This is a genomic window from Paenibacillus sp. FSL H7-0737, assembly GCF_000758545.1.
Taxonomy (GTDB): domain Bacteria; phylum Bacillota; class Bacilli; order Paenibacillales; family Paenibacillaceae; genus Paenibacillus_AQ.
On record NZ_CP009279.1, the window covers coordinates 5,044,247 to 5,068,793 of the forward strand.

The window sequence follows — 24,547 nt, forward strand, 5'->3', positions numbered from 1 at the left end:
GAGAAGCGGTTACGCGTATTCTTTTTTCAATGTGTATAATCAGTTGGCTTTTGCCGTTAATTTGAAGATTTTGGACTCTGCCGGTTCGAGCGTAACTACAAGCTCTCCCGCTGTTTCCCCTTGTATGCCTTCCCATAGATCAAGCAGTTGGTAAGCTGTTTGACCCTTCAGCCCTGCACGCTCCAAGGAGATAGATTTATGAGCAGAATTCGCAGCATCATAGTTGAAGACAGCAAGATAGAATACATCATCTTCTGCATCTTCAAGTACGAAAGTATCGGAAGCTTGCTTGCCAAGATCCCCTTCGACAGGGTGGAAAGTCTTCCCTAGGCGGGCGACATCCATAATCTCTTTATTGCCCAGCCACGCTTTGGCCCGTGCGGCTGCTTCTTCTTTTCGGAAATCATCGCCTAGCAGAAGTACCGTTCCAGCAATGACCGAAGCAGTCAGTCGGCTCCGTCCTTCATGCCAGCCAGTGGCATCTTGGTTGTGGCTCTTGTAGAGCACGGAATGATCCGGGTCATTGTAATGGTACAAGGTATGACTCATCCACCAGCCATGTGTCAACGAATTCAGCAGATATTCTGTATCGTGTAGCGTGCCGAAGACATCACAGGATACCCGGCGGCTATGCGCAAATGCATAAGGGAACAATGGCGCGATGGATAGATTGATAAAGAACGGCCGGCCGATCACCTCTGGTGAGAGCTTGTTCTGCAAGTAAGTCATCCCATAGTGATATGCCGCAATTCCCGTCGTAATCTCCGGATTGTAATGTTGCCCTTCCAGTGCACCATGCGCCAAGAAATCTAGCTTGACATACTCGAAGCCTTCCGAGATGAATTTATTCGTATACCAATCTATTCTTTGCAGGTTGCCTGGATGTGTCGGGTCAATGGCCAGCCCTCCATCAACATCCGGCAAAATTTCTCCTTCGCTGTCTCGCAGCAAGATATCACCATAAGTGTATTTGCCGTTTGTACCTTCCACGAGATCTCCAAACTGAGCCGGACTTCCCCAGAAGGCAAAAGGCGTCCAGTAAGTTCCCGGTCTATGACCGTTCTCCCGAACCAGGTCCAGTGCATTCTTCATTTCTTCTGGTGTGAAATTGTCCCAGAAAGCATCAAAGTTGATGTAAAGTGTGTCCTCATTCTGGAATCCTAGCGGCTGCACTTCATTTTTCAGAAAATTACTGGTGGATGTATACAGATCATAATCAAGCTCAGCCATTGCCGCAGACCAGCTATTCCAGCCGATAGGAATGCCGCCATCCCATGACAGAGGAGCCTCTATCCAGGTATTAGCCTGACCGTACGCTTCAAGCCCTTTTCTATAATCATCATAGAACCCTACGAAAACGAGCGGTGACTCTACTCTTGTTCCTTTCACATAACCATGTGGCTGGAAATCGCGGGTCATTTCACTTACAGCGCCGCCGTAAAGATCCAGCTCCTCGATCCCTCCGCTCCGTTCGCTTTTGATACGAATCCCTGTCTTCCACACCTTGTGCGTAATGGAACCCATAATAATTCCCTGCCGGCTTTCCGGCGCGAACAATGCAGTTACTTCATAGCTTTCCGTATCCATCGGCGGCTTCACTACTGTATATCTGACCCACTTGTCGTTGTCGTACGGCACACGCAGAATGCTTGGTTCTTCGGGTTGCCCTGACTCCCCGCCAAGTGACACCGATTTGGTCTGAAGGACAGCCATCCTGTTTGCCTTGATCTCTTCATCGCTTGCGATTACGATTTGCATCAATACAAATGATGAAGATTCATAAATATAGAAATGCTGCTCCAGCTGTGGCAGCAGGGACGTTTCGTGCAAAATGACTACGTGAACACCTTTTCCAAAGCCCTCACGAACTACCACTTCCTGAGACTTCAGTGTGTGGCTCTGATAATGTTCAGTGTTATATTCCCGGCCCTGCCAGCGGAATGCACTGCGAATCCCTTTTACATGAGAAGTGTTTCCGCGGGCAACGGATGCTTCACCCGTCCCGAGATCAATCTCTAGATTCACCTCATCATTGGTTACACGGATAAGAGATGCTGTGTCCGTATTCACTTTTACCGTTGTAGCACTATCAGTTAGCATGATTTGCCTCCTTGTTACTGCGTTTTGGACCTTGAAGGCGGCAGGCTCTGTACCTGTGTCCCCCAAGTATGCCCTCATTATAAAGATCAGATAAAGCGTTTTCTATACAACGATCTTCCGATCCATACCGCGATCTAACACATCTAGCACAAACCTAAATACCCCTAGTATTCATGTCGATGACAAGAAGAAGAGGCTGTACATAAAATATTGCTCATGCTCAACAATTTCGTATCCACACTCCGTTTTCACCTTCGGGCAGCTAGAAGAGATAGATTAGGGAAAACCTCCCTAAAAAAAGCCAGAAAACACTATATTTCAATGTAATGAGGGAAAACCTCCCTAAAAAACAGAGTGAATTCCAAATTCACCACCAGATCGGATGAATTTCAGGGAGAAATTCCCTGATTGTTAGTCTTGCGAGCAAAAATCTCCGAATTTTAGGGAGTTTTTTCCTAATTGTTGATCAGCATTATATTCGTACAAAAAAACAGCAGCAGGATCCTGTAATTTAGGTCTCTGCTGCTGTCCATATTCGTATGAAACTAACTATTATTGCTTACAACTATAAGCTTGTAGGTCTGGCCTGCGGTCGTAGGAAAGCTCAACATTCCATCTGCAGAACGTTCATACTTCATCTCGCTGCCGCCATTACTCACCATGAGCGAAGCATCTGTGCGGATCACACATTCATTGCCTAGAAGGGAGGTAATCTGTGCTTCCACGAGATGGCCTCTATCCCACTGAATGCTAACTTCAAAACCACCGCGGGCACGTAGCCCCGCCACGCTTCCCTCCTGCCATTCATCTGGCAGTGCAGGCAGCAGATCGAGATACTCCAGGTGAGATTGCAGTAGCATCTCAGCAATTCCGGCAGAAGCGGCGAAGTTACCATCAATTTGGAACGGTGGATGTGCGCCAAGCAGATTGGCATAAACCCCGCCGTGACTATACTGTTCGGACTCCCCGTCCTTCACCAGCCGCAGCATGTTTGAGAGCAGTCGTAGTGAGCGGTTGCCATCCCGGAAGCGGCTCCAGAGCGCAACTCTCCAGCCCAGACTCCAGCCCGTGCTCTCGTCCCCACGCCGTTCAAGCGAAGTTTTGGCGGCAGCGAACAGCTCAGGGGTCTCTTCTTCTGACAACTGCCGGCCCGGATAGATACCGACCAAATGTGAGGTATGTCTGTGATACATATCTTCATCCTCAAAGTCTAAGGACCATTCCTGCAACTGTCCGTACTTACCAACCTGCAGTGGCAATAAACGTTCACGAGCACTTACCAATTCTGCACGCAAATCCTCATCCGTTCCAAGCGTTTCCGAAGCCTCGATACAATTCGTAAACAGCTCCCAGATGAGCGAAATATCCATAGTAGCACCTGCGCTGACTGCAGCCAAGCCCTCCGCTGTCTGGAATTTATGCTCTGGTGAAGTGGATGGGGAGGTCACAAGCCTTCCGTTACCATCGTCAATAAGCCAATCCAGTGCAAACAGAGCCGCCTCCTTCATCACAGGATAAGCGGAAGTCCGTAAATATTCCTCGTCCCCGCCAAAAGCATAATGCTCCCAGAGATGTTGTGTCAGCCAAACGCCACTCATCGTCCAGTAAGCCCAGCTTGGATCTCCGTCACCATAATCCCCGACCGGTGCTGTCTGTGCCCAAAGATCCGTATTATGATGAGCCACCCAGCCTCGGGCACCATAGTTGACTTGAGCAGTCTCCGCACCCATCTTCGCCAAATTTCCGATCATATCCAACAACGGCTCATGACATTCCGCCAGATTACAAATTTCAGCTGGCCAATAATTCATCTCTGTATTGATGTTCAGTGTATAATTGCTACTCCACGGCGGACGGGTAACCGCATTCCATATTCCCTGCAGATTAGTAGCCTGTGTTCCGGGGCGCGAGCTTGCGATCATCAAATAGCGCCCATAATGAAACAGCAACTCGACAAGACCAGGGTCTTGTGCCGCGTATGTCGTAATCCGTTGCTCCGTGGACATCGACTCCGGGGCTTGTGTCTTACCTAATTGGAGCTTCACTCTGTCAAAAAGTGATCGGTAGTCCTCGACATGCGCTTGAAGCAAGCTGTCGTAAGACTTTCCATTCACATCTGCCAAGTAAGAAGCTGCAATAGCAGAAGCATCCTTCCCCTCAGCTCCCGGGATTTTGTCAAAGCCATTAAAGCCTGTAGCCGCGCTGAAATAGAAGGTTGCAGCCGTTCCTCCCAACAGATGAATTCCACTACCGTCAACGGTAACTTCCCCATCCTCTGCTACTACGGAGAGTTGTCCTTCAAAGGCCATGCCCTTGCTCTTGCCAGCTTCTCCGTATTGGATCGGATTGTCACTCCAAAAATAGCTTGGATCAACATGCTCCGGTGCAGTTCCCGAGAGTACAAAGTTATCACCCTGAGCGTGAAGGCTATGCCGAAGCGAACTATCTAGTGTAGCATGTACATTCAGCGCTCCCGGTGCACTTGCAGTCAGACGCAGCACGAGCAACTGATCAGGATGTGAAGCGAACATCTCACGGGTATAAGTAACATTACCAATCTTGTATTCAACGCGGTGAACCGCATGTTCAATATCTAATGTCCGCCGATAGGATTGATAAACACCACCATGCTCAAAACGAAGTAGTAAATCTCCAAAAGGCAGATACGATTGGGTGTACGGACCTAGCATCTCTCTAGTCAGGGTGTCCGCTTCTGTATACCGGCCCTCCTGAATCAGCTTTCGAACCTTTGGCAAAGCTTCCTTAGCACCTGGATTATTCCCATCCTTCGGGAATCCCGACCATAATGTATCCTCGTTTAGACTGACTTTCTCCTGCTCCACACCGCCGAAGATCATACCACCCAGACGGCCATTCCCAATCGGAAGCCCTTCGGTCCATACATTTGCTGGCTTGTCATATTGAAGTTTCATTGGTTCTCTCCCTCACGATCTGTCATGAATTAAATAATGTATTCCCCCAAGTCTGCCCTCATTATAAAGATCAGATAAAGCGTTTTCTATACATCGATCTACCGATCCATATCGCGATCTAACACAACCTGCCCTAACTCATTGAATTAATTATCCTGAATATCGACCTCGCTACAGGCGGTTAAACGTATCGCATCCGCAACACTGGAAAGACAGTTCGTACCTTCCCCACCCATGACAATTTCGTTAGCACTGAAGACCAGTCCGCGGGTACTCTTGGCACTAAGGACTAACGTTTCACCAGTCTCGAACCTGTTGTTCTTAATAACTATACCCTGATGAACAGGAGTGCTCTCGTCAACCTCTGTGTTCTCTGGCGAAATGAAAATAACCGGATGCTCGATACCCCCGCATTCAATAAAATGATTCTCAGCGATGGTTACCTCCTCCACCTTGCCAGACTCATACCAAGACTCCGCATCCAGGGCAACAAGAATCGCACTCATTTGCATCCGATCAAAAACATTCCCCTTAATCTCTACTTTACGCCGGGTTGTCACAAGAATACCGCGGGTCGGTACCCGCGCGAGGTGATTATTTACGACTTCAACCTCCGGTGTCCAGGTTACATTCTCGATCACATCATGGCTGCCAAGCCCCTTAGGAATAGGCTGTGCTAAAGTCAGTATTAGCTCGCATGGGTTGAGACGCGTAACCTCTATCACTTCATTAGCAGCATAGGTAGTCAGAGAGCCAGAACGAACAAATTCAATTTCGTCTCCCGGATAGAAGACCGTAAAACCGTAAGTCTGCGGATGCATGAACCGAACCTTCACCCTATTCGTAGACAGCTGCTCCACGATCCGTAGATAGGTACCATGGACATTGACGACGTCATCATGAGAACCGGCAAAACGGCTGTCTGCAACAGTTATTTTACCTCGGCAGCTGGACATATGGATGAAATCCGCAAAGCCAGTAACCGTTCGGCCTGTCTCCAGGCGCGGCGAAATATCCATGCGTTGAAAGGTGAGATTGTCGCTGAACTGCCCTACAACCCCAAGTCCGTGTAAAAAATGCAGCCCCACATCGCTGAAGGTGATGTTAGCGCTCTCCACAATGAAGACACCTACCTGATCGCGAATACCATCACGGCTTTGCAGGACCTGCCCGGGGACAACCTCAGGCCCATGATCAAAATGCAAGCGGAGCTTCATCGGCTCCAGCTCTTCAACCGAATCAGCCAGCTCCGACCAGTTGTCCACCCGCCAAGTCGTATTGCTAAGTGGATCATAGGTCTGCATTGGTCCTTCCGAGAAGCTCCAGCCCTCACCGATCCAGACCAGCTTGCCATCCCTGATCTCATACCGTGAATCGGAGTGAACCTGGACATCGAAATAATGAGTACCGCTTTCAGTAATCGTCATCTCTGTCACAGTCGGCCGAGCATAGTCGGTATGTAAATTACGAATCTCTATATTTTTGCAACCATCCAGCAAGAACATAGTCTGCTTGCCATGGAAGATAAATAGAGAGCCATTGCCCTCAAATGTTAAATTGTGCAGCCCCTTTAAGAGAATTCCTATAGTCTTGGTGACATCCGGATTCTCTTCTTCACTGGTAGTGTTGGAAATGTAGTAGGGTGCTCGGATGGCCTCTTCCGGATAGAAATGATAGCAGCCTTTTGGACAATCCAGCAGGACCGGCCCAGTTATTTCGGCGGCTGCCTCAATAGCTCGGGTCATGGCTGGCTGAGCATCCAAGCCGGAATCCGGCAGAACACCAAAATCAGTCAGGCGGATTACGATAGGAGAAGAATCGACGCTGTGTTCTGTAAAAGAAATGATCAACACCCACTTTCTTAGAATTGTAAACGCTTAATAAGAGGCAGTATAATCTTCTAGGTTAGAATAATCAATTGTACATTAGCTGCAAAATGCGCAGACTGGTGCCTTTACTCTGTTCATCCTTTTCCCCTGTAATTCGCACGGTTACTTGCAATTCCTGACGTTGTTCCTCGATTCCGAACATAGCAATAATAGGCCGAAACGCAAGCGGACACCATTCATCGAATAAGTTAACCGCATGAAAGGGACCGCCATTGAGCGAATATTCGAATATCCCACTGTCCGGGCCGTAGAGCAGCAGCAGACCCACACTCTGTCCGGTTACTGTGTAAGAAAAAAATGCCTCTTTGCTGTCTGTATATAAATGCTCCGTTCCAAATCGCCAGTTCATCAGTGGATCATCAGGGGTAAGCTCGCGTAGCTCGAACCCATCTGCATGATCAGCGCCTCTGAAATCCAGTAAATTACCGTATTCATAATTTCGCTCCTCCAAAGGAGCAATACTTAACGCGCTTCCGGTATTTGAATGTGTGTTGTCAGGAACAAGAGCTGCATCCAAATATTCCTGTAAAAAAGAAGCATACAGCGCATGTCCGTCATCATTGGGATGATATCCATCCGGAGCCAGCTCAGTCCATTCCATTTGTCCGGCCTGGGTCTGTGCATAAACTCTAGCTGCAAAATTAACAGATGGAAGATCGTAATGCTCAGCTACTTCTTCGTGGACGGCAATGTTAAAGGGATTGCTCCCTGACAGATTCTTCTCTGCTGCCGTATACAAGAAGCAAATGTCAGTGCCGGGCGACAACCGTCTGCACTGGCGCACAATTCCTTCCAGACCTCTAATGGATTCTTCCCGGTCGTTGCCGTCATTGACGCTAAATTCAACGAATAGTAGATCAATCTTGCCGTATTGCAGGACATGCGACTGTAATCGGTGAGCGCCCAGCGTGGAATTCGTTCCACCCACTCCCGCATTGATGAAGCGGAATTCATGATTCGCAAATCGCACCTGCAGATACTTACCAGTCAGCGCTCTCCAGCTAAATGTGTCCGCGTCGGAAGCACCTGCCCCCTCTGTAATGGAACCACCCAAAAAGGCGACAGTCACCGGCTCCTTTCCCGCAAGTCTTACGCTTGTATTCGGTAGTCCCCGTCTTGGAACTACAAATTGATGATTGCAATGTTTCTCTTCTGTCATAACTAATCCTCCGTAAATAAAAATGTATATTTTTCCTTGAAATCAAGAAATCAGGTGCTGGGGTATATCTTACAGCACCTGATTCTGATTTCAATATTTTATTTTTTAGAAGTTTCGTAAGCCTTTTGCAAGATTTCGAGATAACGATCTAGCTTCAAGTCTTTCAGACCTTTTATATATGCATCCCAATCTTTATTAAGATCCTTGTTGCCCGTGATGAATTGAAGCTGATTTTGCTCAATGTAATTCTTGATGTTGGTTTGCAGCAAGCTCGCTTCATCGATTTCGCTTGGATCAATCCAAATCGACCAGATCGGGAATAATTCTTTAGGCTCATGTCCTTCATACAGCAGAGTCGCATCATACAATCTGCGTTCATAACCGCTGGAAGCGTAGATGTCAGTAGCTTGAACGAAGGTATCACGGTACTCTTTCGGCATATAGAAGTGACCCATGCCGCTCCAGCCCGCATTGCGCGGCGCTTCGCCCTCCGCCATAGGAATGGTCTTGATCACTGGTTTAACATCTTTGTCCAGCGCTACATCGCCTTCTTCTGGATCAGTCCAATCAATGCCCTTCATACCGCTGCCACCATTCGTTTGTCCTTCAGAAGTAAACATGTAGTCTACCATTTTAATTAAAGCGATCTGTGCTTCCTCGCTAGCTTTGTTGGTGATGACAAATTTCGCTCCTGGAGATACGCCACCTGCATCATGGGTCGCATAGGAGATACCTTCCGGTCCGCTAATCGGTGGTACAGGATTGTAGTGTGCCGAGCTTCTATTGCCCGGATCAATATTGACGAAAATCGCAGGGTGCATGCCCGCACCAGCGCCCAGAATTTCCGCATCGGCATTTTCACCGATTTTCTTAAAGGCTTCCGCATTCTGTGTGAATGCCCCTGGATCAATCAAACCTGCATCAAACAGAGATTTGATATAGGTCAGGCCTTCCTTCCACTCCGGTGTGACAGCCGCCGATTGAACTTTTCCATCCATCATGTTCAGATAATTGCGGTCATCATCGTATACAAAGGCATTCATGAGGAATGGTACAATGCGTACACCAAACTCCTCAATGGAGCCACTCAGCGGCACTTCATCTGCTTTTCCATTCCCGTTCGGATCTTGTGTTTTGAAAGCTTCCAGCACTTTTTTGAATTCTTCGGTTGTCTTCGGCATTTCCAGATTCAGCTTCTTCAGCCACTCGGTATTGAGCCACATTTTGCTCGGATAGGAGCAGTGAAAGCACTCTGTGTAAGCGACAAGCCCGTAGATATTACCATCAGGCGCTGTGTTAAGCGTTCTCAAATTATCGTTCTTTTCCATAGCCGCTTTAATATTCGGAGCATATTTATCAATTAGATCGTTCAGAGGAATCAGTACGCCCTGTTTGCCATACTTCAGAAGATCTGCCTGTGAGAACTGATCGATATAGTGAGTGAGCAGGTAAGCATCAGGGTAATCACCACTAGCAAGTGAGATTTGGCGCTTTTCCTTGGCTCCGTCTGAAGGGTTGATTTCCCATTTGAATTTAATATTGAATTTGTCTTCCACAAATTTCGAAAATTTATTGGTAGGAACATCGATCCCGGATTCCTGAACCGAGAACACGCTGATTTCCACCGGTTTGCTTGCTGATTCCGAGTTACCTGAGTCAGCAGGTGCGGAGGATGTGTTATCTGTATTTTTATTAGCACATCCGCTTAACACCACCGTAAGAATTAATACCAGCACCAATGACAAGGTCATCATACTTTTCTTCAAATCCGATCACTCCCTTTTATAATTTAGGCAGGTACGATATCTTTCTGTCATTTTACTGCGTGCCTCTCCCCCTCTCCAGATTCTGAAAGCTGTGAATTAACCTTTAACTGAACCGACCAGCATTCCTTGGACAAAATAACGCTGAACAAACGGATAGATAACAAGTACAGGCAGAGTAGCGATAACTATAAGTGCATATTTGAGTAGCTCAGCAAGCTGCTGCCGCTCCACCATTTTCATCGCATCCATTGTACCTGCACTGTTGTTCTGGATGATGATGCTTCGTAAGACAAGCTGAAGCGGGAACAAATTCGCTGATTTCAAATAAATCAAAGCGTCAAAGTATGCATTCCACTGTCCTACCGCATACATAAGGACTAACACCGCGATAATGGGCTTCGATAACGGAATGACAACGCTCCAGACAAACCGCATATCACTGCAACCGTCGATTTCGCTGGCTTCCAGCAGCTCCTCCGGAATGGAGGATTGAAAGAATGACCGGGCAATAATGACCTGCCATACCCAAATCGCGTTTGGTATCAGCAGTGCCCAGCGGGTATCAATCAAATGGAGTTCCTTCACGACCATATAGGTCGGAATCAGCCCGCCGCTGAAAATCATCGTAAAGGTGATGATCATCATCAAAGTGTTGCGTCCGAAGAAACCTCTGCGTGATAAAGGGTACGCGATCATGATCGTAAGCACAACACTAATGAACGTCCCTGCGGCTGTATAAAAAATGGAGTTGCCGTAGCCTGTAATGATCTCGGGTGTATTTAGCAGAACCTTGAAACCTTTGAAGGAAATATCTACAGGCCATAACCAGACTCGACCGGAGGTAACGGCTGCTGGACTGCTAATCGAGCTGCTGATGATAAAAATTAGCGGATAAATCACCGCGATGACCACGAGGCTGAGTAGAATATAAATAGTGGTCAGAAATAGCTTATCGCCAGTTGATTCTTTAATTTTTTGTTGAACTGCTGCCATGTGGTTGCTCCTTTCCTACCAGATGCTGTTGTTTGTGATGCGTTTAGCCAAGCCATTCACCGTAAGCAACAAAATAAGGTTGATTACCGAGTTGAATAGACCAACCGCAGTTGCAAAGCTATAATTGGCGTTCAGCAAACCGACCCGGTAGACATAAGTGGCAATGATCTCGGAATTCGCCAGATTGAGCGGGTTCTGCAGAAGATAGACCTTCTCAAAGCCAATAGCCATGACATTCCCAACATTCAAAATCAGGATGATGACGATGGTAGGCACAATACCTGGCAGATCAATATAACGAATTTTTTGAAAGCGTGAAGCGCCATCGACTTTGGCTGCCTCATAAAGCGTAGGATCTATACCGGCAAGCGCTGCTAAATAGATAACGGCACTGTAGCCCGCAGTCTGCCAAATATCAGACCAGACATAAATAGAACGAAACATTCCCGGTTCTCCAAGGAAATTGATCGACTCCAAACCGAAGAAGTTGAGAGCGATGTTCGCAAATCCAAGACGAGGTGCCATAAATAGCATAATAATGGACACCATGACAACCGTCGAGATGAAATAAGGCGCAAAAGAGACCAGCTGGACGAACTTTTTGAACCTTCCCCCGCGCAATTCATTAATCATGAGCGCAAGGATAATCGGAATTGGAAATCCCGCCAGCAGCAGGTAACCACTAAGCATGATGGTGTTCTTGAGCAGGGTCCAAAACTGCGGATTATCAAAAAATAATCGAAAATTATGAAATCCAACCCATGGACTTCCCCATATTCCTTTAATCACGTTGTAGTCCTTGAAGGCTAGAACCGCGTTCAGCATTGGATAATACTTAAAAATGAGGAAAAATAACAGAGGTGGAATCACGAGCAAATGTAGCTGCCAGTGCTTTTTCATACTTCTACGAGCATTTTGTAAAAATACAGAGCCCTTACGCTTCGGTAACGACTTGTGGTGTAATACTATTTCTTTCTCCAGAACAATCCCCCCCTAAGCAACCGCCAGTAGTTTATGATAGCGCTTTCTACGAGTTGATCATAATTGACTTTTATCCCCAAAGAAAAGGTACACTTGGGCATTTCAGCGTACAAATAACCCTATTCAGGGAGAACAAAATAGCTGTAGAACGGCCATTTTTCCGGAATCAGGCCCCACTCTGGAGATTTTCAATCTGGACAATTCTACCGGCAGTTGAATAAAGCGCATGAGACAATTCAACCAACGCTTGATAGGATTGCGTTTGCAGAAATGCTATGCTGTTTTTGACAGTGCGCACTGTACATTTTGTTTTATTGGAGGTATACAATGCTCGACTTGCGTAAAATTGGAGCTTATATTTCGAAGCTTCGCAAAGACCAGGATTTGACCCAATTGGAACTTGCCGATCAACTGAATGTAAGTCATCAAGCGGTATCGAAATGGGAACGGGGCGACTCGCTACCGGATATCGGAACGCTTCCGAAGTTTGCGAGGTTATTCGGCAAAACGGTAGACGACATTTTAAATGCAGGAGACAATACAGAAATTCGGGAGCACCCGCACCTAGGAACGATCGTTGAGGAGATCGCAGAGAACAGGCCGGAACAAGTTGCAGAGATGGTCAATACCGGAGAGGCGGAGCTGGAGGAGCTTGTAGAAGTAGCGCCGTTTGTAAAAACAAGCGCTCTGCATAAGGTTACAGAACGATTAGACAGCAGCGTCCTTAATTTAGACGTGATCATGCGGCTGGCTCCGTTCCTCGGAACAGATACATTGGATGAACTGGTTCGTCAGGCAGAAGAGGGCGAAATTGTGTGGAATACCATTACTGGACTCGCTCCGTTCGTCAGCAGCGACACATTATGTCGACTGGTAGATAAATCGATTGACGGTTCCTTAGAAGTGCACAATCTTGTTGGGATTGCCCCATTTCTTGATAGAGAACATGTAGATCGCTTGGTACAACAAGCAGAAGAGAGCAGCTTGAGCTGGCATTCCGTTCAAGGGCTGGCACCCTTTATTAGCAGAGAAACATTAAACCGCTTGGTAGACCGGGTTGCAGACGGCACTATCGATGCGGACCAGATCATAAGCCTCGCACCTTTTCTGGACAGGGAAAATCTCGAGAAGTTGATTGGTGGAGTCGAAGCTGAACATCTTAGCCCAGATCTGCTGGCAAGTCTTGCTCCTTTCGTCGATCAAGGGACATTGAGCAGAATGGTGACAAGCTTATTAAATAAAGTAAAGTAGACACGGATATCGGAGATCAGAGATTGGTGATGCATAGACCGTCGGCGATCAACAAAGCTAACGGGAAACGTTAGTTGAACGACAACAGCGGCAGTCTAAGACTTTATTTATCAAGTCTTGGTCCGCCGCTGCTTCTTTTAATGGATCAGTCTAATACTTAATTTTCACCAAACAACTATTTATTCATCAATAGACTGTCTATAAGCGCTCGGTGAAACGCCGATTAACCGCTTGAAGGCCCGTCTGAAAGAATGTGAACTGTTATAGCCCACCCGCATGGCAATCTCATCGACCGTATACCGACTATCTTTGAGCAAAATCACAGCCTGATCCATTCTCACTTTTATCAGATGATCGGAGAAATTGACACCGGTAACCTCTTTAAACAATTGAGAAATGTATTTTTCAGGCCGTTCCACCTGTTCAGCTACCCGGTACAGACTCAGCTCTGTATCCGAATAATTCTCTATGGTATATTCCTTGATCTGCTTAATAAGCTGAATATGAACATCCTTCTTTTTATTTGCAATAAGTCCGCACAGTTCTTCCATAATGACAAAAAATTCGGTCTGAATCATTTCGAGTCGTTCCGATGAACCAATGTCTATGACCCTCCGCTTCACACTCTCGATGTCCGGGTATTCTGTAAAAGCCTTTTGATCCAGAAGCTTAAGAAACGTCCCTTTTATTTCACCAACAAGCTGTTGCTTCATTTCCATGGATAATTCACGCTGTTCCATGTTCTGGGCAACAATCGCACGGACAATCCGTTTAGCCTCTTCTAGCTCTCCAGCCCGAATGGTACTGATCAGACGTTGCTCTGTATCCAGTGGATAATAGTAGGTCGTATTCTCATTTTGGGCTTCGCTACTCCATACAATTCCTTTTTTATTCATGTAGACGGCATATTCCAGAGCTTGTTTGGCTTGGTCAAAGGAAAGGCTAACCTCCGTTATTTCTGTGAAAAGATCACCGAAGCCCGCCTGAGTAGTAATACGGTACTCATTAAAAACGTACTGCGCCAAATTCTCCAGAATGTTAGTGATATTTTCTGCCTCATACGCTTTGTCGGTCTCTTCTTCCTTGGAGAAAAACAGAGTTACCACTTTGTCGGAGCCCATATCCGTCATTAGTACATCCACTCCGAGATCCGATAGGGACTGCTTCAGCAGCAAACGGGAAGCATTCAGCTCATTGAGGATTTCAACGCTGTCCATACCGGCATAGCCGTTAATCTGAACAATTCCTACATATCCAGTGTTCTGTTTCAAGTTAATCCCCACCTGCTCAGCGGCAGTGAGAATCTCATCATGCGTTTTGAATTCACCTGCTAATAACCGCTTCAGAAATGCATCCCTGACCAACGGCAGCTGACGATTAAGTTCGGTTTCCAGCAACTTGTTCTTGGTGATCATATTGGCAATATTTCCGCTTAAAAAGTCAAATTCATTCTTGGCGGAGGCCTCTTCCTTGCCAAATTGCTCCTTCATAACGCTAAGCATATGGTTGATTGGAGCGCTGTTACGGTAAGCAAGTATTAGTCCGACTATCAAGCCGATGAGTAATGTCCCTCCAGTAATTTGTATGGACATTTGCTTGATCTTGTTAGCATTCTCCATCAAAATATGCCGGGGAATCCCTGTCTGGTATACCCAGCCGTTCGAATCAGAACGAGTCGTGATCACTAGATCGTCTTCATAGAACTGACTAACCTTGTTTTTATCAAAATCCGAATCAGCGGTCATATGGGCCATTTTCTGCTCATCACTTCCCTGCAGGACAATCGTATTTCCTTCAGCATCGCTGATATGAACCCAGCCTCCGTAACGCTCAGTTAGACCAGATAACAGACTAGAAATGATTTTCTCGTCTATGATCACTACCGCGACAGCTGGTGAGGAATCGTTGAAACTATCCAGAGGGAGTGACTGCATATAGGTAATAACGGAGGTTTGCATGCCCCTGCTAACATAGTCACTGAGTGGCTTGATTTCACTGCGGTGGGTTTTCTCAAGCACTTCTTTGGTCCAATCCTGTAGTGAAAGATCCTTATAGTTGAAATTAGAGTAGTAATGTTCCGGTCGGTAAGAAGAACCTGGGGTTAGAATAAGATTATAATTGGCGAGGTAAATATAATAGTTTTGCAAAAAATCATTCGTCTGACCGAAAGTCAGGACATTCCGCATCGTTCTCCAAATGCCATACACGTTCGTCTCATTGTCTCTTTCATTCATCAGAACGTTTAGCTCCTGGTTGACTGCCAATTGCCTGGTAAACCCTTCTACTTCCGCCATGCGGCGCTCCAATATTTCCTGACTTTTCTGGAGCTGGGTGACCCCGTTCTCAATAGAGATAGACTCTGTCACAGAAATCGAAGTCAGATAGGACATATACCCGCCAATGCTGGGAATGACCAAAATGACTACATAGGAGATTAAGAATTTACGAAAGATATTGGAATATTTAAGCGTAGTGACCCCTCCCCTAATATCATTTCGATAGCGCTATCATTACCATAGATTAAAACATTTTACTTAATAGTCAAGTGTGCAAACCCAATTTTACAGGTGTTAAAACTTTCAGAACTGGATAAAAAGCAGCGATATACGCCGTTATCACTGCTTTTTATTCACCATCCGAATTTTTTATCTTTCCAGTATGTTAACCCTTCTAAGTTGTACCCATCGTATGGCGGGTAGAACGTGAAGGCACAAAACCGAATTCCTCCTTGAAACGATCCATAGCATACAAGGGCTTATATTCTTGACCGGAAAAATGATAATAATCCAAATTATAATCATTCCCCACCAACGGGGTAAGGAGCTCAGCCACTGGCAAATTGCTGCTAGCATCCGGCCCAACCAGATTGAGAGTTCTTACCCCCGGGTTAAGTGGAGATTCCAGTGCCGCAGTAATTCCCTCCACCACATCCTCAGCATGGACATGCCCCAGTGTGATGAACGGGAGCGTTGGCTTGGATCCTGTCTTCAAGACAGGAGGAATCCAGCCTGGGGAGGCTACAGCTCCAAAGCGAAGATTGATAAAGTCGGTATCTTTATGATTGCGATGAAAATACCGGGTCAACTCCTCGACCATAGCCTTGCTTAGCCCATAGGCATCCGCTGCCAAACAGGGATGATCATCTGGGATAGGCAGCTCAAGCGGAATAAAATCCTCAGTGAGTCCACCCACCACGGCAATGGAGCTCGCTGTGATGAACTTTTGGCAACCGTGGTCAAGCAGATATCGGTACAATCTCCTTGTTCCTAGCACATTAACAGCAAGGCTTTCCTCCTCAGTAGAGCCGCCAGCAACTGCGGCAAGATGAATCACCGCCTGAATATCATACGAGTCCAGCCTGCTCAAATCCTCCGCCGAATCAAAAGAACCCTGAACATACGCAAAAGCCCCTTCCGGAGCTTGGCGTGACAGACAAATCACTGTATGTTTATCTGCCAAATACTTGGCTAGAGCCGTTCCGATAAATCCACTTGCTCCGGTAATTAGAATATTCATGCTCATCCCCCCTTCTTTTTCTCATCTCATATCATTCAGAAAAAAGGGGCCAAAGAAGGCCCCTCCGTTCATTCATCGCTCAACTTATTCTGTCCACTGTTCTCCGCCTTGTGTACTAGGCTTCGAGATATGGTCGGTCGAAGCCTCCTCAATATCACCGAATGCCCAGTGGGAGACTGGAACATCGTTCCACCCTGGCTGCGAGACACCCATAAGCGGGCCCCTGCCCAAAACTCTGTTGATAGCTGTAACGGCTTCCGCACGAGTAAGCTTGGAATTCGGACGGAAAGTTCCGTCACTGTAGCCATTCATTATGCCTATATCTTGGGCTTTCTTTATCGCTGCCTGTGCCCAGTGACCGGTGATGTCAGAGAAGCCGCGGCCCGATGTTGTAGAATTCGGGCTCAGCATGGCTGTTAAACTAGCCATTTCTGCACGCGTCAATGGTTGATTAGGCTTAAAAGTACCATCAGTATAACCGTTCATTAGTCCCATCTTAGCTACTTTGGCAATAGCATCTGCCCCCCAATAGCTGGAGGGAACATCACTGAATGTTACGCCTGATCCAGTGGCCTCTTTCTCAGCAACCTTCGCTAGGATGGTTGCCATCTCAGCACGGGTAATGGGAGCATCGGGTTTAAAGAAGCCTCCCGGATATCCGTTGATATACGCCGAATGTCGCATCGTCTCGGCATCATCCTTCCCATCAGTTCCAGATGCCGGAGTTGGCGTCGGAGTCAGGGTAGGTGTGAATGAAGGCTGAGCTGGTATAGACGGACCCCCTGCATCAGTCGGTGTAGGTGTTGCCGTCGGCGTCGGCGTTGGTGTTGGAGGTTCTGTAGGGTTCGTTGTTCCGCCATCACTGGTTGGGACTGTGAATTTCAATCGATCTGTCAGCATGAGATTACCTGATTTCTTCACAGCTTTAAGTGTGTGTAAGCCGCTTGCCAATCCAGAAATACTATAAATCTCCTGTTGTGTCAGTCGACTCTGACTATAAGCATTCACGGTCTGAATCCATTGTCCGTCCACATAAATATCTACTTCACCTTGATCTGGACCCGTAGGTGTGATCAATCGGATTCCAGTGCCCTTGAAGGTATATTCAAAGGAATCGCCGTCCACTGTCGTTGAATGCACATCATTAAGATAATCGCCACCAATAGTAAAGCTGAGGTTCAGCTTTCCCACTGGTTGTGCTGCGAGATAAGATTTGTTCAGTGTAACACGGTCACCAGCTACCGTATAATCGGTCCCAGGAACCAGATGATATGATCCATTCGTAATGCCTATGAAGCTTTCCGGCTGTTGTAGAAGTGTAATCTCAATGTCCTGCTGAGCAGAAGGCGATTTATCAAAGCTCGCTGCGATCGGATTAATCATATTCGGAATCTCTACCTTGAGCATGTCAAGCAGCATGAATCTGCCTGATTTTTTCACAGCCTTGAGTGTGTGCTGTCCATCTGTAAGCCCAGAGATACTGTACAGAATCTGCTGTGACAATCGCCCGTTTCGATAAGCGCTTACCGTGCCCTTGAATTGATCGTCTACATAGATATCCATATCCCCTTGTGATTCGTCTACCTCAGTGAACAGTTGAATCCCTGTTCCTCTGAAGGTATATTCAAAAGAATCACCATTCTGCTCCGCATACTGCACATCGTCATTGTAGTCGCCCATTCCTCTTCCACTACTGCGGGACCAATTACCGTTATATTTGATTCCCGGATCGTCGTTATTAACCATCACATAACGGATGCCTGTAGAATCGCTAATGTGTACCGCTAGTGTCTGTGGATCACCGGCGTTAAAGATGATGTTAAGACTTGTTATGCCAGCAGATTGCTGTGCAAGATATTCCTTCTTAATGGTCAATTTGTCATTAGTCACCGTATAATCTTCTTCGCGGAGTGCCACTCCATTATTCTCAATACCACTCAGCGTATTACCATGCAGATTAAGCGTGACTGTGACATCCTTCTGTTGTTCCGTTGCTTTATCAAACCCAGCGGAAGTTGGAGTGATAGAACTGTTCTGACCCCCAGCCGGACTTTCTGTTGTCACTCTCAGCGCGTCGAGCAGCATATAATTTCCCGATCCCTTGCTCACCTTAAGCGTGTGAGGGCCGTTAGAAAGTCCTGATACACTATAAAGAGATTGTTGTACCTCTCTCGGTCCACTTGTATACGCATTTACAGTCTGTGCAACCCCATCGTCTAATGTAACAATCATTTCTCCTTGCGATTCATGCTTTTCCGTCAGCAGCTCAATGCCCGTTCCCGTAAAGGTGTACTCAAAAGAATCACCATCTTTCTCGGTATAATGCACATCGCCATTATAATCTCCATGTTCTCGAGCTGAGCTTACCTGCCATATGCCGTTGTATTTAATGCCGCTGTCATTATCATTAATGTAAACCACATCCGTAACGCTGGTATTGCTTGCCGAAGCTGAATCCGCAGCAGGGTCAGCCCCAGAGCTAAGAGCATCCTGTTGAGGAGTGTTCATAGCAGCAGCACTGGAATCCTTGATTGTAATGCTCAGATCCTGCTTCCCCTCTAATAGCTCCTTGCCTCCATTTCGCTTCCAATCTCCGCTGTAGCGCATCCCTGTATCATCGTTATTGACAGCTGATGTGCCGCTTAGCGCGGTTACTTTAAGCATGCGAGAGGCATGGGGTTCAAGGATGCCACCGCTGAATTCCTTCTGAAAGGTTCCCAGCTCGGAATGGCTCCATAGGTCGCGCACTGAAGCCGGACCATCAAGGCCAAGATCACTCCATTTGACTTTAACCTCCGCACCCCGACTACCCAGATTGAACAAAGCAACGCTGTAAGTCCCATCTCCATTATTGGCGTACCAGACCTGCTGCTGGGTATCCATCGATACCGGATGACCAGGACGTCCGGCCTGATTTACGGCAATTACCTCATCATTGGTAAGCAGTTCTAGTCCATAACTATCCAGCCGTGTCATGTCATTCCCTGTATAGAGCGGTACGGAAGAAATGGACCAAAACGTCATCGCAGTCTTCCGCTCATCCTTGGTCAGACCATCCATGGAGCCGTTACCAACATTCAGGGAATCGAAGTCATTCCAGCCGCCAGGGCCTGCATCCCGCCACCAAAGTGCTGCTTTGGGGAATAATCGGGAAATACTCGGCCATGCTGTCAACCCACTGCCGTCATAAGATTCAACATCCCAATCAATTCGCCAACCGTTAGCATATTTTTTCCAGAATTCTACGTAATTGTGGTCGAGCGCCCAGGATAGCTCAAACCAGATGTTATTTCTATCCAAAGCCTTGGACCATGCTTCTACATCGCCGCGTGCATCCCGGCTCAAGTTGTCAATCCCCGACCCAGGGGTTACGCTGTCGAATTTGACGAAATCGATCCCCCACTCACCAAGCATATCTGCAATGGAATCCACATACTTCTGGGCACAGGGATTCGTGAAATCAATTTTATAGGTGTAGGAATTCCAATAATCCATAATGGTAAGCGGCTTGGCCGTAATATCCTGAATACGACATTCGCCGCCTGTCCCATACACCTCAAGATTTCGGTTATATGCATCGATAGATACCCCCGGGATCAGATAGATCCCAATCTTTTGTCCATTATTATGAACATAGTCAATGACCTCCTGAAATCCGTTCGGATAAAGGACTTCACTAGGAATAGGTCTCCCGTATTCATCCATATCGCCATTCCAGCCCGCATCAATATTAATATATTCATATCCATGGGCTTGCAGCTTCTCATGCATCGCATCCGATTGCTTCTTAACGCTCTCCGCCGATGTCCAGTTTCCTGCCCCATCATACACTTGCATACTGTAACTGCTCCAGCCCATATACGGCTTTTGAGCCATACTCTTTTCCGCCGCTTGCGCAACATTGCCTTTCATTCCTGTAAAACCGAACTGTACTGCTGCAATAATGAATACTAGCAGACTCATACCCAATCTTTTTCCCATTCGCTTCAAATCATCCTTACCCCCTCATGAAATGTGGTCAAAATTACTTTGATAGCGCTTTCTTTCGGGAAGATCATAATTGAATATGGATTCCCAAGATAGGTACATTTCGGTATTTTACGTACAAATAACCCCTAAATAGAGGGGCAAATAAACAGCCTAACAGACATAATTCCCTCGATTCGAAGAACTTAGTAAAAACACTGTACCCTAGTTATATTGGGACAATCACAAAACAAACTCTTGTTTCCTCGTTCCAGTGATGAAAATCACTTACTTTATTGGTAAAATAAAGAATAGTCTAGAGATACAACCGACATAGCTATAACAGATGAATGATATATAGAAGAAAGGAAGATCGCATTGAAGTTGAATTTGGATGGATTAAATGCTGATTTCTTAACTAGTATGCTTAAGGCATCTTTTTCATTGGAAAATTGGGGTGCTATGATTGAAATTGCAGATAGATTGATTACCCAGATTGCATTCATATATGAGACAAGCAGTGACACATTGAGAGAACAAAACCTGAAGCGAAGTATTCCCTATTATTTTGGATTTAGCTTATGTTCAAAAGGAATCGCACTGCAAAAGCTCGGTAAGTATCCTGAGGCTAGAATGTGTATTCAAAAATATGCTGAATTGGGCTGGATCAAAGGACTAGATGATGAAGGAATTAATGAAGTCAAATACTACTGTAATATTGCAAAAGCCAATACCTACGTGCTCGACCTTTTGGAAGGCCAGACAGGAGTCCTAAAGGAGTATGTTGAATTTATTAGAAACAGTGCTGAGGAAGAGTTACTGCCAGGACTAATTACCATCTTGGAATCCTCGATAAAATATAACTATTCCGTAGATTGGATTCTGAGTGATCTTAAAAACAACGTAAATGACATAGAAAAGTATGTGACTAATGTGGAAATAAGATATTACGAGGAATACATTTATTTGCTGGTGATGTATTACTACGAACAAGAGAATATGAACGAAGCAATCAACACTATTCTAGAAACTCTGATTTTTAGTATCAAAATTGAAAACGATACAAACCTCAAGAAATCAGTAGCACTCTTTGAGCTCCTAAGAGAACATGCTCATCAATCACAACTTCAAATGTATCACAACATAATGGAAAAAATAATAGTCAAAGAGTTTACTAATGAAAAAGAAAATGTTCTTGCTTACAGTCGTAGTCTTGATTAGTTCCAGCTTAATGATCGCCTCTGCAAGTGCTTCCGCTGTCAATTTGGGTTCCACAATTTACACCGTTAACAATCACGGAAGGTCATTGATTGAAATTTCAGAAGTGGATTATACAAAGGAGCGATCATCCGGTCATAGCCCCGTCAAGTAGACAGTAAAAAAGAAGCCTTTTAAGCGGCGATCTGGTTCCGGTACTCTTCCGGAGACAGGTCGCTGAGTTTTTTCTGGAAGCGTTCCTTGTTGTAGTAAAGGATGTACTCCTTAACCAAATGTTCAGCATCTTCAAGATTCTTGGGTTTCTCCAAATACAATTTTTCGGTCTTAAGGTGAGAGAAGAATGACTCTATACAAGCATTGTCGTAGCAATTCCCCCGCCGGGAGTGGCTACCGACCAAACCCTTGTCCTCTAAAACCTGGGCATACGTCCGAGTAGTGTACTGAAAGCCCTGGTCAGAGTGCAGGAGAGCCTTTGAGTCTTGGAGAGATTTCACAGTATCTACCACTAGCTTCAAGTCATTACGGACAGAGATTCTCCAAGCCACAACCTCGTTGTTGTACAGATCCATCACTACAGATAAGTAGACAAATTCGTGGCCTGTACGGATATAGGTAATATCCGTGACTAACTTTTGCTGAAGAGCGTGGGCTGTGAATTCCTGGTTGAGTACGTTTGGAAATAAGACAGAAGGCTTACGCCCGGCAAACGGGCGTTTCTTGCGAATCACTGATTGGATGCCTAGCTCTCTCATCAACCTGCGAACTTTCTTATGGTTTACGGGAAATCCCTCTTTGCGAAGCGCTGTACGCATTCGCTTATAGCCATAGGCAGGACGTAGCCGATGAATGGCTAAGATATGTTCCTTAAGGTTCGTCTCCTTCTCTTGGCGTGCTTCCCGCAGGTCAGAGGTCTTTTTCCATTTGTAGTATGCAGCCCGGGACAATTCAGCCAGTTTGCACAGCCAAACAATCGGGTATCGCTCGCTCATTTCTTGAATGGATTGGCACCGGGTATTTGTATCCAACTTCCCTCCCCATGTAGATTGGGATTGAGCTTTTTTAAGTATTCAACCTGTGCCTTCAAATACGCGATTTCTTCGTCTTTACTGTCAAAATGTTTCCTTCCACCTTTTCCACGTCGGTCCTCAAAGGTCTCCCCACTTTTAAATTTACGTATCCACCTCACCAACTGAGCATCGCTCTTGATGTCGAGTTTTTCTAGAATTTGTGAATAGCTCATATGCTCCTCTAAGTGAAGTCGAACCGCCTCGTTCTTCAATTCTTCTGAATACTTCTTAAACGTCTGCCCCTTTTTAGCCATGAAAAATCCCCTCCGGTCGACTGTGTTAAACACATGATACCATGTGCTCTTTTTTCACTGTCAACCATGAGGGGATAATACCAATCCGGCTATTGGATAATCGCTTCTTTGTATGTAAATGCAAAAGATAGCTTAGCTAAAGACAACAAAAAGTAATAGTTTCATATTATACATAATCCTATGTACTCTATCATTTTTTATATACAATAATAAGAGACAACTGATACCTGTGCTACGAAGGTGTTTACATACAAATCAACCATTAGAGGTGTATTTTAAAGATGAACAGACCAATTCGTTTTGGAATAATCGGAAGCGGCTGGCGGGCGGAAATGTATCTTAAGTTGGCTCACCTGCTTCCGCAGCAATTTCAGGTAACCGGTGTATTGATCCGCAACCCTGCCAAATACCAGCAACTGATCGACAAATGGAACCTGACCGTGAACAGCTCGATGGAACGTCTTGCGGCCGAGAGCGATTTTGTGGTTCTGGCGGTGTCCAAAACTTCTGCCGTCTCACTGCTGTTGGAGCTTGCAGCGCTGCAAGTACCTGTGTTGGCCGAAACACCCACCGCCTCCACGCCGGCTGAATATGAACTGCTTCGATCCAGTGCCATTGATTTCCCTCTGATTCAAATAGCCGAGCAATATCCGCTGTTGCCTCATCATCAGGCAAGAACCGCCTATATTCAAACCGGACATTTGGGCGAGGTAGGTCATGTTCAAGTCTCTGTTGCGCATGGTTATCATGGAATCAGCCTGATCCGTAAATGGCTCTCGATCACTGGCACAGCATGTGAAATCACAGCTCGCCGGCTAGAGGTTCCAATCATGGACTTCTCTTATAGGGGGAGGGAGGCCGAAGATGACCTGAAGACAGAGCAGCAGGATATCGCAATTATGGTGTTTCCCTCCGGCAAAAGCGCTGTGCTTGACTTCACTCGCTCCCAATATTTCTCGCCCCTCCGTACCAACCGGGTACTCATCCGCGGATCACATGGAGAAATTCGCGATAATGAGATTATCCGTCGCCTGGGAACCGAAGAGACCGAGTATATGAACATTAGCCGGATTCAAGGCGGACAGGAAGGCAGTCTGGAAAGTCTCTCCTTGCATGAATTGCGTGCAGGACAGCTTATTCTATTTCAGAACCCGTTTCATCCCTCTCCCCTTTCTGATGAAGAGATTGGGATAGGACAAGCCTTATTGAATATGTCCAGCTTCCTGCACACGGGAATTTCAGCATACTCATTAGCGGATGCCTTAATAGATATCAGACTGTCATTCGCGGTCGATGAAGCCATCGCCCTTGGAAGCACTATAACTTTGCAAGATGAGATCAGGTCTGCCAAATAAAAACAAACACATGAGAAAGTTAAGAGCCTTCTCATGTGCCTGAACAATTGTATACGATTCAATGACTCGAACAAGTGTAGCATGCAAAACAGAAATCAA

At 46.2% G+C, this 24,547-nt stretch carries 14 protein-coding genes; 3 read left to right on the forward strand and 11 right to left on the reverse strand.

The genetic code is table 11. The features are described 5' to 3' along the window. Positions 1 to 39 precede the first annotated feature (39 nt). The 7 genes from H70737_RS22120 to H70737_RS22150 form a co-directional block, all read right to left on the reverse strand. Positions 40 to 2,100 (reverse strand): alpha-galactosidase, encoded by a 2,061-nt coding sequence (locus tag H70737_RS22120; protein ID WP_042190751.1) that lies wholly within the window; start codon positions 2,098 to 2,100, stop codon positions 40 to 42. 545 nt (positions 2,101 to 2,645) lie between these two features. Next, on the reverse strand, positions 2,646 to 5,033 hold the full coding sequence (locus H70737_RS22125) for a glycoside hydrolase family 95 protein (protein ID WP_042190753.1): 2,388 nt from the start codon (positions 5,031 to 5,033) through the stop codon (positions 2,646 to 2,648). Between the two features lie 146 nt (positions 5,034 to 5,179). Continuing rightward, complete coding sequence (locus H70737_RS22130; protein WP_197071241.1) at positions 5,180 to 6,883, reverse strand: alpha-1,3-galactosidase-related protein; 1,704 nt, start codon at positions 6,881 to 6,883, stop codon at positions 5,180 to 5,182. Between the two features lie 64 nt (positions 6,884 to 6,947). Beyond that, positions 6,948 to 8,081 carry an SGNH/GDSL hydrolase family protein gene (locus tag H70737_RS22135; protein ID WP_042190757.1) on the reverse strand — a complete coding sequence of 378 codons (1,134 nt, stop codon included), beginning with the start codon at positions 8,079 to 8,081 and terminating at the stop codon, positions 6,948 to 6,950. Between the two features lie 98 nt (positions 8,082 to 8,179). Further along, complete coding sequence (locus H70737_RS22140; RefSeq protein WP_042194338.1) at positions 8,180 to 9,835, reverse strand: extracellular solute-binding protein; 1,656 nt, start codon at positions 9,833 to 9,835, stop codon at positions 8,180 to 8,182. A gap of 108 nt (positions 9,836 to 9,943) precedes the next feature. Then, positions 9,944 to 10,840 carry a carbohydrate ABC transporter permease gene (locus H70737_RS22145; RefSeq protein WP_042190759.1) on the reverse strand — a complete coding sequence of 299 codons (897 nt, stop codon included), beginning with the start codon at positions 10,838 to 10,840 and terminating at the stop codon, positions 9,944 to 9,946. Positions 10,841 to 10,855: 15 nt separating this feature from the next. After that, on the reverse strand, positions 10,856 to 11,740 hold the full coding sequence (locus tag H70737_RS22150; protein WP_143759569.1) for an ABC transporter permease: 885 nt from the start codon (positions 11,738 to 11,740) through the stop codon (positions 10,856 to 10,858). Between the two features lie 408 nt (positions 11,741 to 12,148). Here H70737_RS22150 and H70737_RS29930 point away from each other — a divergent pair, with 408 nt between their 5' ends. Continuing rightward, the gene (locus H70737_RS29930; protein WP_052404387.1) at positions 12,149 to 13,072 is read left to right on the forward strand and encodes a helix-turn-helix transcriptional regulator; all 924 of its coding nucleotides are present in this window, start codon (positions 12,149 to 12,151) and stop codon (positions 13,070 to 13,072) included. Between the two features lie 179 nt (positions 13,073 to 13,251). Here H70737_RS29930 and H70737_RS22160 read toward each other — a convergent pair whose 3' ends face one another. From H70737_RS22160 to H70737_RS29935, 3 genes are all read right to left on the reverse strand, one after another. Beyond that, a complete protein-coding gene (locus H70737_RS22160; RefSeq protein WP_156113167.1) occupies positions 13,252 to 15,462 on the reverse strand; it encodes a helix-turn-helix domain-containing protein in 2,211 nt (736 codons plus the stop codon). A 280-nt stretch (positions 15,463 to 15,742) separates the two neighbouring features. After that, complete coding sequence (locus tag H70737_RS22165; RefSeq protein WP_042190764.1) at positions 15,743 to 16,588, reverse strand: NAD-dependent epimerase/dehydratase family protein; 846 nt, start codon at positions 16,586 to 16,588, stop codon at positions 15,743 to 15,745. 84 nt (positions 16,589 to 16,672) lie between these two features. Further along, positions 16,673 to 20,569: a X2-like carbohydrate binding domain-containing protein gene (locus H70737_RS29935; protein ID WP_197071243.1), complete on the reverse strand. Its 3,897-nt coding sequence runs from the start codon at positions 20,567 to 20,569 to the stop codon at positions 16,673 to 16,675. A 363-nt stretch (positions 20,570 to 20,932) separates the two neighbouring features. On the opposite strand from H70737_RS29935, the gene H70737_RS22175 reads away from it, so the two are divergent. Then, entirely contained in the window at positions 20,933 to 21,775 is an 843-nt protein-coding gene (locus H70737_RS22175; RefSeq protein ID WP_052404389.1) for a hypothetical protein, read from the forward strand. A 170-nt stretch (positions 21,776 to 21,945) separates the two neighbouring features. On the opposite strand, the gene H70737_RS22180 is transcribed toward H70737_RS22175, so the two are convergent. After that, a protein-coding gene (locus H70737_RS22180; protein ID WP_156113169.1) for an IS3 family transposase occupies positions 21,946 to 23,093 on the reverse strand; the annotation gives its coding sequence in 2 pieces (ribosomal slippage) (positions 21,946 to 22,835 and positions 22,835 to 23,093; 1,149 coding nt in all). A 281-nt stretch (positions 23,094 to 23,374) separates the two neighbouring features. On the opposite strand from H70737_RS22180, the gene H70737_RS22190 reads away from it, so the two are divergent. Next, positions 23,375 to 24,448, forward strand: coding sequence for a Gfo/Idh/MocA family protein (locus H70737_RS22190; protein WP_042190769.1), 1,074 nt, complete (start codon positions 23,375 to 23,377; stop codon positions 24,446 to 24,448). The last annotated feature ends 99 nt before the right edge of the window (positions 24,449 to 24,547 follow it).

Excerpts from the sequence above, each read along its gene's own strand:
- H70737_RS22150 (WP_143759569.1), bottom strand. The coding sequence starts at position 11,740 with ATGAAAAAGCACTGGCAGCTACATTTGCTCGTGATTCCACCTCTGTTA.
- H70737_RS22145 (WP_042190759.1), bottom strand. The coding sequence starts at position 10,840 with ATGGCAGCAGTTCAACAAAAAATTAAAGAATCAACTGGCGATAAGCTA.
- H70737_RS22160 (WP_156113167.1), bottom strand. The coding sequence starts at position 15,462 with ATGTCCTATCTGACTTCGATTTCTGTGACAGAGTCTATCTCTATTGAG.
- H70737_RS22135 (WP_042190757.1), bottom strand. The coding sequence starts at position 8,081 with ATGACAGAAGAGAAACATTGCAATCATCAATTTGTAGTTCCAAGACGG.
- H70737_RS22190 (WP_042190769.1), top strand. The coding sequence starts at position 23,375 with ATGAACAGACCAATTCGTTTTGGAATAATCGGAAGCGGCTGGCGGGCG.
- H70737_RS22125 (WP_042190753.1), bottom strand. The coding sequence starts at position 5,033 with ATGAAACTTCAATATGACAAGCCAGCAAATGTATGGACCGAAGGGCTT.
- H70737_RS22165 (WP_042190764.1), bottom strand. The coding sequence starts at position 16,588 with ATGAATATTCTAATTACCGGAGCAAGTGGATTTATCGGAACGGCTCTA.
- H70737_RS29935 (WP_197071243.1), bottom strand. The coding sequence starts at position 20,569 with ATGGGAAAAAGATTGGGTATGAGTCTGCTAGTATTCATTATTGCAGCA.
- H70737_RS29930 (WP_052404387.1), top strand. The coding sequence starts at position 12,149 with ATGCTCGACTTGCGTAAAATTGGAGCTTATATTTCGAAGCTTCGCAAA.
- H70737_RS22120 (WP_042190751.1), bottom strand. The coding sequence starts at position 2,100 with ATGCTAACTGATAGTGCTACAACGGTAAAAGTGAATACGGACACAGCA.
- H70737_RS22140 (WP_042194338.1), bottom strand. The coding sequence starts at position 9,835 with ATGATGACCTTGTCATTGGTGCTGGTATTAATTCTTACGGTGGTGTTA.